Source organism: Mycolicibacterium tusciae, from assembly GCF_002086795.1.
Lineage (GTDB): Bacteria > Actinomycetota > Actinomycetes > Mycobacteriales > Mycobacteriaceae > Mycobacterium > Mycobacterium tusciae.
The window spans coordinates 342,308-356,541 of record NZ_MVIM01000004.1 but is presented as its reverse complement, the minus strand read 5'-3'; the positions used below and the strand labels follow the sequence as shown (position 1 = coordinate 356,541).

Genomic DNA, 14,234 nt, shown 5'->3' with positions numbered 1-14,234 from the left:
GTTAGGCCGGGCTGAGCCCGGTGTGAGGAAATCCACTCAACGCGCCTTTCAACTTCGGCGCCCGAAGTGGCAGACTGAACAGGTCAGACGAACCCGGGGACCCGGATGGGCCTCGAGGATCGACCCGACCAACCCGTGAGGGACAACGATGTCTGAGCAGACTGTCTACGGCGCTGCGGCGGATAAGCCGCGGCCTAAAATAAGAACCCTTCACCTGCAGAAGTGGAAGTCAGAAGGCCACAAGTGGGCCATGCTGACGGCCTACGACTTCTCCACCGCCCGCATATTCGATGATGCAGGCATTCCCGTCCTGCTGGTCGGCGATTCGGCGGCCAACGTGGTCTACGGCTACGACACCACGGTCCCGGTGACCCCCGACGAGCTCATCCCGCTGGTCCGCGGCGTCGTCCGCGGCGCTTCGCACGCACTCGTGGTCGCCGACCTGCCGTTCGGCAGCTATGAGGCAGGCCCGCAGCAGGCCCTTGCGACCGCCACCCGGTTCATGAAGGAGACCGGCGCGGGTGCGGTCAAACTGGAGGGTGGCGAGCGCGTAGCCGATCAGATCGCGACGCTGACTCAGGCCGGCATCCCTGTGGTCGCGCACATCGGATTCACCCCGCAGAGCGTCAACAGCCTGGGCGGGTTCCGCGTCCAGGGCCGCGGCGACGGCGCCGAGCAGACCGTCCACGACGCAATCGCCGTGCAGGAAGCCGGGGCCATCGCCGTGGTGCTCGAGATGGTTCCCGCTGAGCTGGCGACTCAGATCACCGGCAAGTTGACCATCCCCACCATCGGCATCGGAGCCGGACCCAACTGCGATGCGCAGGTGCTGGTGTGGCAGGACATGGCCGGCATGACGAGCGGTAAGACCGCCAGGTTCGTCAAACGTTTCGGCGATGTGGGCGCCGAATTGAGCCGCGCCGCAACGCAGTACGCCGACGAGGTCGCCAGCGGGACGTTCCCGGCCGAAGAGCACTCCTTCTAGGAGAAGTCCGGCTTCCGCTTGGCCATGAAGGCGTCGACGCCTTCGCGGCCGTCGGCGGAGTTGGCGCGCTCGGCGATCAGCCGGCTCTCGAATTCCATCTGCTCCTCGAGACCGCTGTTGAACGTCGACAGCAACAGTGCCTTCACGGAGCCGTTGGACCCGGCGCAGGTGGCCGCCATTTTCTCCGCCAGGGCGTCGGCACGTGCGGCCAATTGATCGTCGGGCACCACCTCGGTGACCAGACCCCACTGTGCGGCGTCCTGGGCCGAGAGAGTGCGGTTGGTCAGCATCAGTTCCTTGGTCTTGGCGATACCGATGAGACGCGGCAGGAAGTACGACGAACTGCCGTCCGGCGAGAGTCCCACCTTGGTGTAGGCCATCGTGAACGACGCCGACTCCGCGGCGAGGACGAGATCGCCCGTCACCGCGATCGAGAAGCCCGCTCCGGCGGCGGTGCCGTTGACCGCGGTGATGAGCACGGCGTCCATCCGGGAGAAGCTGGAGATCGCGCGATGCAGATCGTTCGCGACACCCTTGATGTGCAGGCCCCTGTCGGGCGCGGGTGCAAAGGACTTCAGATCGCCTCCGGCGCAGAAGAACCGACCCGAACCGGTGAGCACGACCACCTTCGTCGCCGCGGTGTCGCAGCGCCGTGCGGCATCGGCGAGCTCGCGAGTCATGGTGTTGTTCATTCCATTTGCGGCGTCGGGCCGGTTCAGGGTGATCCGGGTAATGGCACCGGACGGCTCGAATTCGATGGTTTCGTAGTCGGTCACCCCTGGACTTTATCGCCGCTGTCGAGCTGCCCAACTGCTCCCCCGGGCTGCTCGTTTACCTGAATGTGGCAGTCTTGCCCGCACCATGGGCAAATCCACTTCGAGCTATCTGGAGGTCGAGCGCAAGTTCGACGTCGTCGACTCCACCGTCTCCCCGTCATTCGACGGGCTCTCAGCGGTCGCGTCGGTGAAGCGTTCTCCCGTGCAGCAACTCGACGCCGTCTACTTCGACACCCCTCACCGCGACCTCGCCGCGCACCGCATCACGTTGCGCCGCCGCACCGGCGGACCCGACGCCGGATGGCACCTCAAGTTGCCCGCAGGCGCCGACGCCCGCACCGAGGTGCGGGAGCCGCTGGACAGCTCGGGTGACGACGTGCCGGAGGCGCTGCGCGACGTCGTGTTGGCCATCGTGCGGGACCGCCCGTTGGCTCCCGTGGCGCGAATCTCGACCGAGCGCACCGTCGACTTGCTCCACGGACCTGACGGCGTGGTGCTCGCGGAGTTCTGCGACGACCAGGTCACCGCCTCTGCCGGGCTGGACGGCGCGGAACAACGGTGGCGCGAATGGGAGCTCGAGCTCGCCGAGGGTGGCGACCGAGAACTGCTGGAGCGGCTCGCGAACAGGCTGCTGGATGCCGGTGCGGTACCTGCCGGCCACGGTTCCAAGCTGGCCAGGGTGCTCGAATCGACGGCCGAGTCCGAGCCGTCGGAGCTGCCCGACGATCCGATCCACCGGGCGGTGGCCGGACATGTGGACGAGCTGCTGGAGTGGGATCGGGCGGTTCGCGCCGACGTCTACGACTCCGTGCACCAGATGCGGGTCACGACGCGCAAGATCCGCAGCCTGCTGCAGTCGTCCGAGGACGCGTTCGGGATCACCGACGACGCCTGGATCCTCGACGAACTGCGCCAGCTGGCGGCCGTGCTGGGTGTGGCGCGCGACGCCGAGGTGCTCGCCGAGAAGTACGAGAAAGCACTCGACGAACTGCCCGCGGAATTGATCCGCGGTCCGGTGCGCGAGCGACTGGTCGACGGTGCGAAGAAGCGCTACTCCGCGGGGCACCGGCGGTCGCTGATCGCGATGCGCTCCGATCGCTACTTCCGGCTGCTCGATGCTCTCGAGGCGTTGGTGGCCGCTCCCCCGCCACCGCCCCTGCCCGGTGACGAAGAACCCACAACGCTGACCATCGACGCCGCGTACAAGAAGGTCCGCAAGGCGGCCAAGGCAGCGGACTCCGCCGAGTCCGACACCGAGCGGGACGAAGCCTTGCACCGAATCCGTAAGCGCGCCAAACGACTTCGGTATACCGCGTCGGCGACGGGTGACGACAAGGTGTCCGACCGCGCGAAGGCCATTCAGTCGTTGCTCGGCGATCACCAGGACAGCGTCGTCAGTCGGGATCACCTCAGCAAGGAGGCCGCCGTCGCGCACGCCGCCGGCGAGGACACCTTCACCTACGGGGTGCTCTATCAGCTTGAAGCCGAAGTCGCACGCCGGGCCGAGGACAGCCTCGGCGCCGCACTGAAGAAGCTGGGCAAGTCCGTTCGCTAGGAGTCGTGACTCAGACGGCTGCGTGGGCTCCGCGCAGAATGCGGCGCAGCTCGAGCATCGCCTCGTGCAGCTCGGTACGGACGACCGGTTCTGTGGTGCAGTACTCGGAGGCGATCTGCGCTGTGGTGCGCCCGAGGTAGTAAGCCCGGTAGATGAGCGCGCGGTGCGGAACCGGCAGCATCGCCATGGCCTGTCGAATCACCCTGCCGTCGGTCATGGTGAGAGCACCGCATGCGGGTCGAGCACCGAAGGATGGTCGACGAGGTAGTCGAGTATGTGGTCGTGCGCCTTCACGAGGTGGTCGCCGATGAGACGCGCCGTGGTGGCGGCATCCCCGCGTTCGACGGCAGCCAGTATCTCGGCATGCTCGCTGCCGATGTGCCCGGTCTGACCGATCACCTCGAGGTGCAGGTACACGTAGCGATCGGTCAGCCGCCGCAGGTGCTCGATCAGTTCGATCGTGCGCGGGCGGTTGGACCGTCGGTAGACCGCGGCGTGGAATTCGGTGTTGGCCGCGAGCCAGGTGCGCGCATCGGTTGGCTCGGACATGATCGCCAGCTGCTTTCGCATGTAGATGATCTCGGCGCGGCCGACGTGGGGGACGGCGATCGCGGTGGTCTTCGGCTCGATCGACAGCCGCAGGTCGTACAACTCCTGCAGTTCCTCGATCGACATGCGGGTGACGATCGCGGTGGCGTTGGACAGCGGCTGCACCAGGCCTTCGCCGGCGAGCAGCGCCAACGCGTCGCGCACCGGGATCCGGCTGACGCCGAACCGTTCGGCGAGGCCGACCTGGGCGAGCTTGGCGCCGGGCGCGACGTCCCCGTGCAGGATCTCGGCCCGCAGCTGTGCGGCGATGCGCGCTGCGGAACTTTCGGATGCCATAGCGTTGTCCTGTCTACGATCTTGAACTCTTGTATACAGACGCTGGCTGTGAGGAAGCATGGAAAGAGGGATGAGTTGGCCTGTAAGCCGGATTCTGTTCCGCACCGCCGCGAGTGATCACGGCGGTGAAGCGGCGACCATCCATCTGGACACACCGTTGCCGGGTGCCTCGAGCGGCCGACCCGCAGGCTCGGGCGAGCAGCCCTCGAGCGCCTGCGCGGCCGCACCAGGTGCGGCCTTCTTGGCCTTGCTTCGGGTGGGGTTTGCCTAGCCATTCCGGTCACCCGGAATGCTGGTGCGCTCTTACCGCACCGTTTCACCCTTACCGCCTCCAGGGCGGCGGTCTGTTTTCTGTGGCACTTTCCCGCGAGTCACCTCGGATTGCTGTTAGCAATCACCCTGCTCTGCGAAGTCCGGACTTTCCTCGAATCATCTAGCGATGATCCGCGGCCGCCCGGCCAACTCATCCGCGCAATAAACTTAGCTCATGTCCCAGGTTCCCCCGGCCCGTTATCTCCTGAGGGCCAAGGATCTGGTCGACGCACGCTATGCGGATCCCATCACCGTCGACGATCTCGCCGCCGCGGCGGGACTGTCGCGGGCCCATTTCAGCCGGATGTTCACCCGGACGTTCGGGGAGTCTCCCCGGGCATATCTGCAGACCAGGCGACTGGAGCGCGCGGCGTCATTGCTGCGCCACACCGACCGCTCGGTGGCCGACATCTGCGTGATGGTGGGACTGCAGAGCGTCGGGTCGTTCACCACCAGCTTCTCGCGGGTGTACGGCATGCCTCCCGCGGCGTATCGGGCCAGCATGCCGCCGGCAGCGATCTACGCGCGAGTGCCCAGTTGCATCCTCGCGCGCGACACCCGGCCGCCCGCCGACAGCCGCGTGCGCAAGACAGCACACGGGGAGAAGACGGGCGACGACGACCGAACGTAGCGTCGTTCACATGATCAAAGTTGCAAGCGCCCACCTGTGGGTACACGACCAGGATGTCGCACTGAAATTCTGGACCGAGAACGTCGGAATGGAAGTGCGCCAAGATGTTTCGCTGCCCGATATGGACAACACGTTTCGGTGGCTCACGGTCGGTCCGCCGGGCCAGGACGACGTGTCGATCGTGTTGATGGCGGTCCCCGGCGAACCTGTGATGGATGAGGTCACGCGCAAGCAGGTGCAGGAGCTCACCGCCAAGGGCTTCGCCGGCACCGTGTTCCTGACTACCGAAGACATCCAGTCCGACTACGACGAGATGACTGCTCGCGGCGTCGAATTCACCGAGCCGCCGCATCAGATGCCATACGGCATCGACTCCGGATTTCGTGATCCGTCCGGCAACAGCGTGCGATTGACCCAATTAGCACCGCTGCCCGCCGATACTGTCTAGGTGCGAACCACCACCGCAGCACTGGGTTCGGCGGCGTTCTTCGTCGTGGCGCCCGGCACGTTCGTCGGGCTGGGCCCGTGGCTGATCACCCGCTGGGAGATCCCCGAGTCCAGCCCGCCGTTACGTCTGGTGCTGGGGGCGGTCTTCGTCGTCGCCGGCCTGATCCCGCCCATTCACGCGTTCGTCCAGTTCACCAAGGCAGGCGGGACTCCGATGCCCGTCGCGCCGACCGAACGGCTCGTCGTCGGAGGGTTCAACCGCTTCGTCCGGAACCCGATGTACGTCGGCCTGTTGACCGCGATCCTGGGTCAGGCGCTGCTCTTCGACAGCCTGTGGTTGGTGGTCTACGCGGTGATCGGCTGGATCGCGACGGCGTCATTCGTGCACTGGTACGAGGAACCGACGCTGGTGCGCACCTACGGCGAGCAGTACGAGGAATACCGGCGCAATGTGCCCGCATGGACTCCACGCCTCACGCCGTGGCGGCCGCCTGGTGTGCAGTCAGATCGCAAAATCGCCTGAAAGCAGGTGAATCGCCGATCTCAGCGCACACTCGGCCATTCCTGACATCCCGCCCGATTGTCATGCATCGATCTCACGTCTCGCCGACCACCGTCGTTTACAGGATATGAACACTCGACACTGCGTCATCGACAGCCAGCTCGGCGAGCTCACCCTGGTCGCCGACGGCAACGCCCTCATCGGCGTGTACTTCAAGCATCACTGGCATCGCACCGACCCATCCACCTTCGGAGCGCGGGTCGACGCGGACTCCGATGCCCTGCTTGCCGAGGCGGGCGTCCAGTTGGCGGACTACCTTGCGGGAAACCGCGCCGACATCGCCCTGCCTGTCAGCCTACGGGGCGACCAACGGCAGTTACGCGTCTGGAAAATGGTGTCCGACATCCCCTTCGGCGGCACCATCACCTACGGGGAGCTCGCCATTGCTCTTGCCGACGGAACGACGCCGCAGGAAGTCGGCCAAGCGGTCGGCCGCAATCCGTTGTGCGTCGTCATCCCCTGTCACCGTGTGGTCGGAAGCAACGGTCAACTCACGGGCTACGCGGGCGGGCTGAAGCGCAAGCAGTTCCTGCTCGAACTCGAGGAGAGCGCCGACGTCAAGGCGGCGAGGCTGTTCTGATGCATCGGAAACGGGTCGACTCGGGTGATTGGGACGCAATCACCGCTGAGCTCAACGAGTTCGGCGGGGCACTGCTACCCCGGCTGCTCACCGATGCCGAGGCTGAGGCGATCAAGCGGCACTACCTCGACGACCACATGTTCCGCTCGACCATCGACATGCGCAGATACCGGTTCGGCGAGGGCGAGTACCGATACTTCCGCCGGCCCTACCCCGCGCCGATCGAAGAACTCAAGCAGGCGCTGTACCCACGCCTACTGCCGATCGCGCGAGACTGGTGGGCCAAGCTCAACCGCCCATCCCCGTGGCCGGACACCCTCGACGACTGGCTCGACATGTGCCACGTGGCCGGCCAAACGAAGTCGACCGCGATTCTGCTCAAATACGGCGCTGGAGACTGGAACGCACTGCATCGGGACCTGTACGGCGAGTTGGTCTTTCCACTGCAGGTCGTGATCAACCTGAGCGAGCCGGGCGTCGACCACACCGGCGGCGAATTCCTGCTCGTCGAGCAGCGCCCCCGGGCCCAGTCGCGCGGCACCTCCACACTGCTGCCATGCGGTCACGGCTTCGTGTTCACCACCCGGGAGCGACCGGTCCGATCGGCGCGCGGCTGGTCGGCGGCACCGGTCCGGCACGGCGTCTCAACGGTCCGCTCGGGCCAGCGGTTCACGCTCGGCCTGGTGTTCCACGACGCGGCGTGAGAGATGCAGCGCTACAAGCTGGCCGCCGCCGCAGCACGATCACGTTGTCGTGCCAGATGAAAGGCTCCCTGTCGGGCCAGTTCACCTCTCGCTCGACCACTTTCGTCTGCGCCGGCTCCCACTCCGCAGCTGAGAGATTCAGTGAGGCGACGACCTCCTCCGGACTCAGGAACATATGGCGGTGGTGATCGAGCTTCGAGTCACCCGGCGGAGGGGCGCTGTGGTCCACGATCAGCAGCGTGCCGCCCGGTTTCAGGGCCGCGGCTGCCCGCAGGAAGATGCGCGTGCGATCCAGCGGCAGGGTGGAGTGCAAGAAGTGGGCACTCACCAGGTCGAACTCGCCGTCCGGAAATGTCTGTGACAGGTCGTGTTGCTGAAAGTCGATCCGGTCCAGCACACCGCGCGTCTCGGCTGCTGAACGAGCGCGCTGCAGCGCGGTATCCGAGATATCCGCGGCGATTACAGCCCAGCCACGCTCTGCCAGCCACACCGAGTCCGCTCCCTCGCCGCAACCGAGGTCCAGTGCTCGACCGACCGGCAGTCCGGGAACCACCTCGGCGAGGCGCAGGTTGACCCGTCCGCTCCACACTCGGTCACGTTCGCCGTAGTGCTGCTCCCAATGCTCCTTGGCGTCAGGCGTTGACACGTTGTCTCCCTTCAGGAACGGCCAGACCGGATTCGTCGGCCATCAAACTCTGCACTACCGCCGCGGCTGCGTGTGAGCCGCTCGCGATCGCCGCCGCCACCTGTGGCATCTGCACGCTCAGGTCGCCTGCGGCGAACACCCCGGGTGCCGTCGTTCGGTAGAAGCCGTCCACCGCGATCGGGTTCTGCGCAACCGGTGTCGGGTCGGCGGGCTCGGCGCCCAGCGCTTCGGCCAGGTTCGAGCGCTGATGCAGGGTGGTGGCGACGAGTAACCCCTTGCGCGCCAGCCGGGTTCCGTCGGTGAACACGACGGCGCTCAATTCGCCGTTCTCGGAGTCCAGTTCCGCCACGCGTCGCTCGTCAATGGTGATGTTCGCGTGGGCCAGCCGGACGCGGTCGTCATCCTCCAGGCCGTCGGGCCCGTCGGTCAGCACGACGATGTCGTCGCTCCAGCCGCGCAGCAACAGCGCCGAATGGACCGCACGCGGACCTCGGGCCAGGACGGCCAGCGGTTGGTCCCGCATCTCCCAGCCGTGGCAGAACGGGCAGTGGAACGCCGATCCGCCCCACAGCTGCGCGAGGCCGGGCAACTCCGGCGGGCGGTACTCCATGCCGGTGGCCAGCAGTACGCGTCGGGTGCGCTCGCGCGTGCCGTCGGCCAGTTGCAGGACGAAATCGCCTTCCGACCGTTCGCCGGTCACCACCTCGCCGCTGCGCACCTCGACACTCGGGTATACCGATAGCTCACTCCGCCCGATCTCGTATAGCTCGGCCGGACTCCGTCCGTCGTGTCCGAGCAGGCCGCCGATGCCATGAGCAGGCAGATTGCTCTGCGCTCCGGCATCGACGAGCAGAGTGCGCCGCCGTGCCCGTCCGAGCACCAATCCGGCACTCAGGCCGGCCGCACCGCCTCCGACGATGATGCAGTCCCAGATGTTGTCCATGACTCCACCTTGCAGGCGCCATGGCAGAAGTGCCAAGCTTTCTTGCCATGCAGGCAAATGACGAAGAAAGCGTCGATCTGCGGGTGCGCAAGCGTCTGCGTGATCTGCGGATGCAGCGTGGCCTCACCCTCGAGGAGGTCGCGACGCGATCGAGCATCGACGTGTCGACGCTGAGTCGTCTGGAATCCGGTAAGCGGCGGCTGGCTCTTGACCATCTCCCCCGGCTCGCCGCAGCACTCTCGGTGAGCACCGACGAACTACTCCGGGCCCCCGAGACCGAAGATCCTCGGGTGCGGGCGAACTCGCACACCAGCCACGGCGTCACCTACTGGCCGCTGACCCGTCAGGCCGCCGCGGGCGGGCTCCACGCGTACAAGATCCGCATCAGCGCGCGCCGACGCACGCCGCCTCCCGAGCTGCCCGTGCATGAGGGCCAGGAGTGGATGTACGTGCTCTCCGGCCAGGTACGGCTGATCCTCGGCGAGCGCGACTTCATCGTCAAACCCGGTGAAGCCGTTGAATTCTCGACATGGACCCCGCACTGGTTCGGTGTCGTGGACGGGCCTGCCGAGGCGATCACCATCTTCGGCGTGCACGGCGAACGGCTGCATCTACACGGCTGAAGGCTGACGCGTCTGCTGATGCAGCTACACCCGATCTTGTGCCAGCTCAGCGAGGTGCTTGAGCGAGTTGTCGAGGTGCTGCCGGTCGAATGGCGGGAACCCGATCTCTTCGCGAATGGCCTGCGGCACCGCCGACCAGTCATACGTCAGCGTGACCTCCGTCCGGTCGTCGGCGACCGGCTCGAAGTCGTAGCGCCAGATCCAGCCGCCGAAGTCGAGGTTGCCGTCGTCGTTGCTTTGGCCCGGAAGCCATGCGATCGCGTGTGGCGGCTCGAAGACCTCGACCCGATTGGCGATCTCGTAGTGCATTCCCCCGTAGTTCGAGTGGTACATCGCCATCCGGAAGACCTGGCCCACTTCGGTCAGCCGCTTGCCGTCGAGCGACTCTCGGACCCAACCGGTGCCGTCGATCGCCTGATGCGTGTTCGGGTCGGCCAGCACGTCGAACACGGTTTGGGCCGGCGCATCTACCGCACGCGTCGATTTCATCGTTTCGTCAGTCATGTCCGTACCGACCGATGGCGACTCAGAAACTCATCGCTCCAGCACGTCCAACCGGCCGTCACCTATTCCAGGTAGGCCGTCTGGTTGACCAGCCGCACCGAGGCCGCACCGTCGGGGTAGAACTCGGCGATCGACAGCGACGCCAGGTCCAGATGCATGCGGTAGAGGACGCTCGGGCCCGCATCCAGCGCAATGCGCAGCAGCGTCTTGATGGGCGTCACGTGCGACACCACCAGCACCGTCTCCCCCGGATGCTCGGAGATGATGCGCGCCCGCGCCCTGCCGACCCGCTCGGCCGCGGCGTCGAAGCTCTCCCCGCCGGGCGGCGCCACACTGGTGTCGCGCAGCCAGCGCTTGTGCAGCGCGGGATCACGTTCGGCCGCTTCGCCGAACGTCAGCCCCTCCCAGCCGCCGAAGTCCGTCTCGATCAGGTCGGCGTCGACGCTGACGTCGAGGCCCAGCGTTTTGGCCGCTGCATCGGCGGTGTCGTGCGCACGCTGCAGCGGCGAGGTGATCACGGCCGAGATGCCGCCCCTGTTGCCCAGGAACTGCGCGGCCGCGTCGGCCTGGCGACGGCCGAGGTCCGTGAGCGCCGGGTTGCCGCGGCCCGAATACCTGCGTTCCACCGACAGTTCGGTCTGCCCGTGTCGCAGCAGCAGAAACCGGGTGGGCGCACCCCGCGCACCGGTCCAGCCGGCGGGGTTGGTGAGCTGTTCCGCTTTCGGTTCCGCCGCGGACGTTTCCAGTTCGGCTGCCGCATCCATCGCCTCGTTCGCCAAGCGGTCGGCATGGCTGTTCTTCGCCCGCGGAACCCAGGTGTAGGTGACGCGGTCGAATCGCGTCGACAGCGCGGTGGCCTCCTGATACAGCGGCACCATGTCCGGATGCTTGACCTTCCAGCGTCCCGACATCTGCTCCACGACCAGCTTGGAGTCCATGTTCACGTCGACCTCGGAGGCGCCCAGGTCCGCGGCCTCCTCCAAACCGGCGATCAACCCGCTGTACTCGGCGACGTTGTTGGTGGCACGGCCGATCGCCTGTTTGCGTTCGGCGAGCACCGTGTTGTGATCGGCGGTCCACACGACCGCGCCGTATCCAGCCGGGCCGGGGTTGCCGCGCGATCCCCCGTCGGCTTCGACGACAACCTTCACGCGCCGGTCCCCTTGACCCGCAACAGAATCGCTCCACACTCGGGGCACCGCAGCACTTCGTCCTCCGCGGCGGCGGAGATCCTGGCCAGTTCGCCACGGTCGATCTCGATGCGGCATGCACCGCACCGGCCACCCTGAAGCAGCCCGGCTCCCGCGCCGCCGCGAGTGCGCTGACGTTCGTACAGCGCCACCAGGTCGGGGTCCAGGCCGGCGACGAGTTCGTCGCGCCGCGAAAGTGATTGGTCGCGTTGGCGGTCGAGTTCGCTACGCGCCTCGTCGCACGCCCGCTGCGCCTCCCCGAGGTCCTTCTGCAGCTCGTCGATCTTCGTCAACTCGGCGGCCTGCTCGCCCTGCAGCTCCTCGCGGCGCTCCATGATCTCCAGCAGCGAGTCCTCCAGCGACGCCTGCCTGCGCTCGAGTGTCTCCAGTTCGTGCTGTAACTCGGTGAGCTGCTTGGCATCTGTGGCCCCCGAGTCCAGCAGCTTGCGGTCGCGATCCTCTCGCTGGCGGACCGAGTCGATCTCGGCCTCGAACTTGCTCACCTGCTCGTTGAGGTCGTCGAGCGCGATCTGCAGCACGGCCAGCCGGTCGTTGGCTTCGCGGTGCGTCGCCTGGATGGTTTCGAGCCGCTGCGACTCGGCGAGGTGGCCCGCACGATGTTCGATACGGCCTCGTTCGGCATCCAGCTCGGCCAGTTCGAGCAGCGAACGTTGGTGAATCACTTCAGCTTTCATGCCTCGTTCTCTCCACGTTCCAAGGGTCAGTACGAACCGCTGACACCCGCACGGGTAACGCTTCGCCGAAATGACCTCGCAACAGGTCGGCGGCCTGTGTGCACCACGGATATTCGCTCGCCCAGTGCGCGACGTCGATGAGCGCCACCTCTGATGCCCGCCGGTGCTCGTCGGCGGGATGGTGCCGAAGGTCTGCGGTCACAAAGGCCTGCACTTCGGCGCGCGCGACGGTGTCGAGCAGGGAGTCGCCTGCACCGCCGCAGACCGCCACCCGCGATACCGTGGCCTCGGGATCGCCGGAGGCGCGAATCCCCCACGACGTGCCCGGCAGCGCGTCGTGCACCCGTGACACGAAGGCCGACAACGGCTCCGGGCGCGCCAGCGCGCCCACGCGGCCCAACCCGACGTCGCCCGGCAGGGGCGCCAGCTCGAAGACGTCGAACGCGGGCTCCTCGTAGGGGTGCGCCGTGCGCAACGCCGCCAGCACGCGGCCGCGAATCCGCGACGGGGCGATCATCTCCACCCGCTCCTCGGGCACCCGCTCAACCGTCCCGACGGCGCCGATCGCCGGCGTAGCACCGTCGTGCGGTAGGAATTGGCCGATACCCGTCGCGGTCCAGCTGCAGTGCGAGTAGTCGCCGATGTGTCCGGCGCCCGCGGCGAACATCGCTTCCCTTACCGCGTCGGCGTTTTCGGGGCCTTCGGTGGGGACGAAGACCACCCACTTGTCCAGGCCCGTCCCGGCCGGGATGGGCGCCAAGACTTCTTCGACGGTCAGGCCCAATGCGACGGCCAGGGCGTCCGATACTCCAGGCGATGCCGCGTCGGCGTTGGTGTGCGCGGTGAACAGGGCCCGGCCGGTGCGGATCATCTGGTGCAGCAGCGCACCTTTGGCGGTGTCGGCGGCGACGGTGTCGACCCCGCGCAACAGCAGCGGATGATGCGCGAGCAGCAGTCCCCGGTCGGGCACCTCGGCGACGACGGCGGCGGTGGCGTCCACGGCGACCGTGACCGTCTCGACGGTCTCCGACGGGTCGCCGCAGACCAGGCCCACCGAATCCCAGTCCTGCGCCAGGTTCGGCGGGTAGGCCGTCTCGAGAACGTCGATGATGTCGGCCAGCCGTGGTCCGGCCGAGCGGCTCCTGGCGCTCACCGGATCACCTCGGCCATCGCCTCGACCAGCACCGGCCACTCGGGCCGCACCGCCGCACGCAGGAACTGGCCGTCCAGTCCGACGAAGGTGTCGCACCGGCGCACCGCAATGCCCTTGCCGTCGAGGTGTTTTCGCATCAGTTCGGCGTCCTCGACGGCGAAGAGGACAAAGGGAGCACATCCGTCGACGACATCTACGCCGATGCTAGTCAGCCCGTCGACCATCTCCGCGCGCAGGCGGCGCAGGCGTTGTGCGCCGCGTTCGGCCTCGGCCACGGCGTGCGGTGCGCTGCAGGCGGCGATCGCCTCGAGCTGCAGCGTGCCCAGCGGCCAGTGCGGACGTCGCGCGGTCATCCGATCGAGCAGGTCGGCGGGTCCCAGCGCATAGCCCACCCGTAGGCCGGCCAGCGCCCATGTCTTCGTGAGGCTGCGCAGCACCACCACATCCGGGAGCGGTACGGCCGCCGATGACTCCGCCTCACCGGGCACCGAGTCCGCAAACGCCTCGTCGACGACCACGATCCGGCCCGGTCTGCGCAGCGCGGCGATCTGCTCCCGCGAGTGCAGCACCGACGTCGGGTTGGTCGGATTTCCGACGATGACGAGGTCGGCATCGTCGGGCACGGCCGCCTCGGCCAGCTCGTAGGGCGGCCCGAGAACGACGTGCTGGAATGGCACACCGGCCGCGGCGAGGACGGCCTCGGGCTCGGTGAACGACGGCGCGATCAGCGCCGCGGACTGTGGCTGCAGGGCGGGCAACAGCGCGAACCCTTCGGCGCCCCCGGCCAGCAGGGCGACCTCGGCGGTCTCGCGGCCGTGCCTGGCGGCGACGGCGGCGCGGGCACGCTGCTCGTCGGCGGCGCTGGGATACCTGCCCAGGTCGGCCATCCGCGCCGTGAGCCGATCGACCAGCCACGACGGCGGCACGTCAGCGCGGACGTTGACGGCGAAGTCCAGCATGCCCGGACCTGCGGCCTGGTCGCCGTGATAGCGCGCTCCCGGGCGGGATTGGCTTGCCACATCACGACACTAGTGGGCCGTCGG

General features: G+C 67.3%; 18 protein-coding genes and 1 other RNA gene. 8 read left to right on the top strand and 11 right to left on the bottom strand.

What is annotated here, in order from left to right; translation table 11 throughout:
* Window positions 1-148 precede the first annotated feature (148 nt).
* A complete protein-coding gene (panB, locus tag BST47_RS10305) occupies window positions 149-985 on the top strand; it encodes a 3-methyl-2-oxobutanoate hydroxymethyltransferase (protein WP_083125414.1) in 837 nt (278 codons plus the stop codon).
* Here panB and BST47_RS10300 read toward each other — a convergent pair.
* Complete coding sequence (locus BST47_RS10300; RefSeq protein ID WP_083125413.1) at window positions 982-1,761, bottom strand: enoyl-CoA hydratase/isomerase family protein; 780 nt, start codon at window positions 1,759-1,761, stop codon at window positions 982-984. The two genes, panB and BST47_RS10300, sit on opposite strands and share 4 nt — an antisense overlap.
* 85 nt (window positions 1,762-1,846) lie before the next feature.
* On the opposite strand from BST47_RS10300, the gene BST47_RS10295 reads away from it, so the two are divergent.
* The gene (locus tag BST47_RS10295) at window positions 1,847-3,316 is read left to right on the top strand and encodes a CYTH and CHAD domain-containing protein (protein ID WP_083125412.1); all 1,470 of its coding nucleotides are present in this window, start codon (window positions 1,847-1,849) and stop codon (window positions 3,314-3,316) included.
* Window positions 3,317-3,326: 10 nt separating this feature from the next.
* Here the strand turns inward: BST47_RS10295 and BST47_RS10290 are convergent, their stop codons facing one another.
* The 3 genes from BST47_RS10290 to rnpB form a co-directional block, all read right to left on the bottom strand.
* Window positions 3,327-3,533: a sigma factor-like helix-turn-helix DNA-binding protein gene (locus BST47_RS10290; protein ID WP_083125411.1), complete on the bottom strand. Its 207-nt coding sequence runs from the start codon at window positions 3,531-3,533 to the stop codon at window positions 3,327-3,329.
* Window positions 3,530-4,201, bottom strand: coding sequence for a GntR family transcriptional regulator (locus BST47_RS10285; RefSeq protein WP_083125410.1), 672 nt, complete (start codon window positions 4,199-4,201; stop codon window positions 3,530-3,532). Before BST47_RS10285 ends, BST47_RS10290 begins: the two co-directional genes overlap by 4 nt.
* Before the next feature lie 67 nt (window positions 4,202-4,268).
* Window positions 4,269-4,667, bottom strand: an RNA gene (gene rnpB / locus BST47_RS10280) — RNase P RNA component class A.
* A gap of 21 nt (window positions 4,668-4,688) precedes the next feature.
* On the opposite strand from rnpB, the gene BST47_RS10275 reads away from it, so the two are divergent.
* From BST47_RS10275 to BST47_RS10255, 5 genes are all read left to right on the top strand, one after another.
* Window positions 4,689-5,144, top strand: a complete 456-nt coding sequence (locus BST47_RS10275) for a helix-turn-helix transcriptional regulator (RefSeq protein WP_083125409.1) — start codon at window positions 4,689-4,691, stop codon at window positions 5,142-5,144.
* Between the two features lie 10 nt (window positions 5,145-5,154).
* On the top strand, window positions 5,155-5,592 hold the full coding sequence (locus BST47_RS10270; RefSeq protein ID WP_083125408.1) for a VOC family protein: 438 nt from the start codon (window positions 5,155-5,157) through the stop codon (window positions 5,590-5,592).
* Window positions 5,593-6,114 carry a methyltransferase family protein gene (locus BST47_RS10265; RefSeq protein WP_083125407.1) on the top strand — a complete coding sequence of 174 codons (522 nt, stop codon included), beginning with the start codon at window positions 5,593-5,595 and terminating at the stop codon, window positions 6,112-6,114.
* A 106-nt stretch (window positions 6,115-6,220) separates the two neighbouring features.
* Window positions 6,221-6,733, top strand: a complete 513-nt coding sequence (locus tag BST47_RS10260; RefSeq protein WP_083125406.1) for a methylated-DNA--[protein]-cysteine S-methyltransferase — start codon at window positions 6,221-6,223, stop codon at window positions 6,731-6,733.
* Complete coding sequence (locus BST47_RS10255) at window positions 6,733-7,437, top strand: 2OG-Fe(II) oxygenase (protein ID WP_083125405.1); 705 nt, start codon at window positions 6,733-6,735, stop codon at window positions 7,435-7,437. The genes BST47_RS10260 and BST47_RS10255 overlap by 1 nt, the downstream gene beginning before the upstream one ends.
* Here BST47_RS10255 and BST47_RS10250 read toward each other — a convergent pair.
* Window positions 7,403-8,083: a class I SAM-dependent methyltransferase gene (locus BST47_RS10250; protein WP_083125404.1), complete on the bottom strand. Its 681-nt coding sequence runs from the start codon at window positions 8,081-8,083 to the stop codon at window positions 7,403-7,405. The two genes, BST47_RS10255 and BST47_RS10250, sit on opposite strands and share 35 nt — an antisense overlap.
* Complete coding sequence (locus tag BST47_RS10245; RefSeq protein WP_083125403.1) at window positions 8,070-9,026, bottom strand: NAD(P)/FAD-dependent oxidoreductase; 957 nt, start codon at window positions 9,024-9,026, stop codon at window positions 8,070-8,072. Before BST47_RS10245 ends, BST47_RS10250 begins: the two co-directional genes overlap by 14 nt.
* A gap of 47 nt (window positions 9,027-9,073) precedes the next feature.
* Here BST47_RS10245 and BST47_RS10240 point away from each other — a divergent pair, with 47 nt between their 5' ends.
* Window positions 9,074-9,649 (top strand): helix-turn-helix domain-containing protein, encoded by a 576-nt coding sequence (locus BST47_RS10240; RefSeq protein WP_083125541.1) that lies wholly within the window; start codon window positions 9,074-9,076, stop codon window positions 9,647-9,649.
* A 24-nt stretch (window positions 9,650-9,673) separates the two neighbouring features.
* Here the strand turns inward: BST47_RS10240 and BST47_RS10235 are convergent, their stop codons facing one another.
* The 5 genes from BST47_RS10235 to cobC all read right to left on the bottom strand — a co-directional run bounded on the left by BST47_RS10235 (window position 9,674) and on the right by cobC (window position 14,210).
* Window positions 9,674-10,153 carry an SRPBCC family protein gene (locus BST47_RS10235; protein ID WP_083125402.1) on the bottom strand — a complete coding sequence of 160 codons (480 nt, stop codon included), beginning with the start codon at window positions 10,151-10,153 and terminating at the stop codon, window positions 9,674-9,676.
* Between the two features lie 62 nt (window positions 10,154-10,215).
* Window positions 10,216-11,304, bottom strand: a complete 1,089-nt coding sequence (locus BST47_RS10230) for a bifunctional RNase H/acid phosphatase (RefSeq protein ID WP_083125401.1) — start codon at window positions 11,302-11,304, stop codon at window positions 10,216-10,218.
* Complete coding sequence (locus BST47_RS10225) at window positions 11,301-12,038, bottom strand: zinc ribbon domain-containing protein (RefSeq protein ID WP_083125400.1); 738 nt, start codon at window positions 12,036-12,038, stop codon at window positions 11,301-11,303. The genes BST47_RS10230 and BST47_RS10225 overlap by 4 nt, the downstream gene beginning before the upstream one ends.
* Window positions 12,028-13,191 carry a Nif3-like dinuclear metal center hexameric protein gene (locus tag BST47_RS10220; protein WP_083125399.1) on the bottom strand — a complete coding sequence of 388 codons (1,164 nt, stop codon included), beginning with the start codon at window positions 13,189-13,191 and terminating at the stop codon, window positions 12,028-12,030. The genes BST47_RS10225 and BST47_RS10220 overlap by 11 nt, the downstream gene beginning before the upstream one ends.
* Window positions 13,188-14,210: an Rv2231c family histidinol phosphate aminotransferase CobC gene (cobC, locus tag BST47_RS10215; RefSeq protein WP_083125398.1), complete on the bottom strand. Its 1,023-nt coding sequence runs from the start codon at window positions 14,208-14,210 to the stop codon at window positions 13,188-13,190. The genes BST47_RS10220 and cobC overlap by 4 nt, the downstream gene beginning before the upstream one ends.
* Between the last annotated feature and the right edge of the window lie 24 nt (window positions 14,211-14,234).

Bases quoted from the DNA above. Each gene is read 5' to 3' on its own strand.
- panB (WP_083125414.1), top strand. From the start codon at position 149: ATGTCTGAGCAGACTGTCTACGGCGCTGCGGCGGATAAGCCGCGGCCT.
- BST47_RS10295 (WP_083125412.1), top strand. From the start codon at position 1,847: ATGGGCAAATCCACTTCGAGCTATCTGGAGGTCGAGCGCAAGTTCGAC.
- BST47_RS10285 (WP_083125410.1), bottom strand. From the start codon at position 4,201: ATGGCATCCGAAAGTTCCGCAGCGCGCATCGCCGCACAGCTGCGGGCC.
- BST47_RS10255 (WP_083125405.1), top strand. From the start codon at position 6,733: ATGCATCGGAAACGGGTCGACTCGGGTGATTGGGACGCAATCACCGCT.
- BST47_RS10240 (WP_083125541.1), top strand. From the start codon at position 9,074: ATGCAGGCAAATGACGAAGAAAGCGTCGATCTGCGGGTGCGCAAGCGT.
- BST47_RS10235 (WP_083125402.1), bottom strand. From the start codon at position 10,153: ATGACTGACGAAACGATGAAATCGACGCGTGCGGTAGATGCGCCGGCC.
- BST47_RS10275 (WP_083125409.1), top strand. From the start codon at position 4,689: ATGTCCCAGGTTCCCCCGGCCCGTTATCTCCTGAGGGCCAAGGATCTG.
- BST47_RS10225 (WP_083125400.1), bottom strand. From the start codon at position 12,038: ATGAAAGCTGAAGTGATTCACCAACGTTCGCTGCTCGAACTGGCCGAG.
- BST47_RS10270 (WP_083125408.1), top strand. From the start codon at position 5,155: ATGATCAAAGTTGCAAGCGCCCACCTGTGGGTACACGACCAGGATGTC.
- BST47_RS10260 (WP_083125406.1), top strand. From the start codon at position 6,221: ATGAACACTCGACACTGCGTCATCGACAGCCAGCTCGGCGAGCTCACC.
- BST47_RS10290 (WP_083125411.1), bottom strand. From the start codon at position 3,533: ATGACCGACGGCAGGGTGATTCGACAGGCCATGGCGATGCTGCCGGTT.
- BST47_RS10245 (WP_083125403.1), bottom strand. From the start codon at position 9,026: ATGGACAACATCTGGGACTGCATCATCGTCGGAGGCGGTGCGGCCGGC.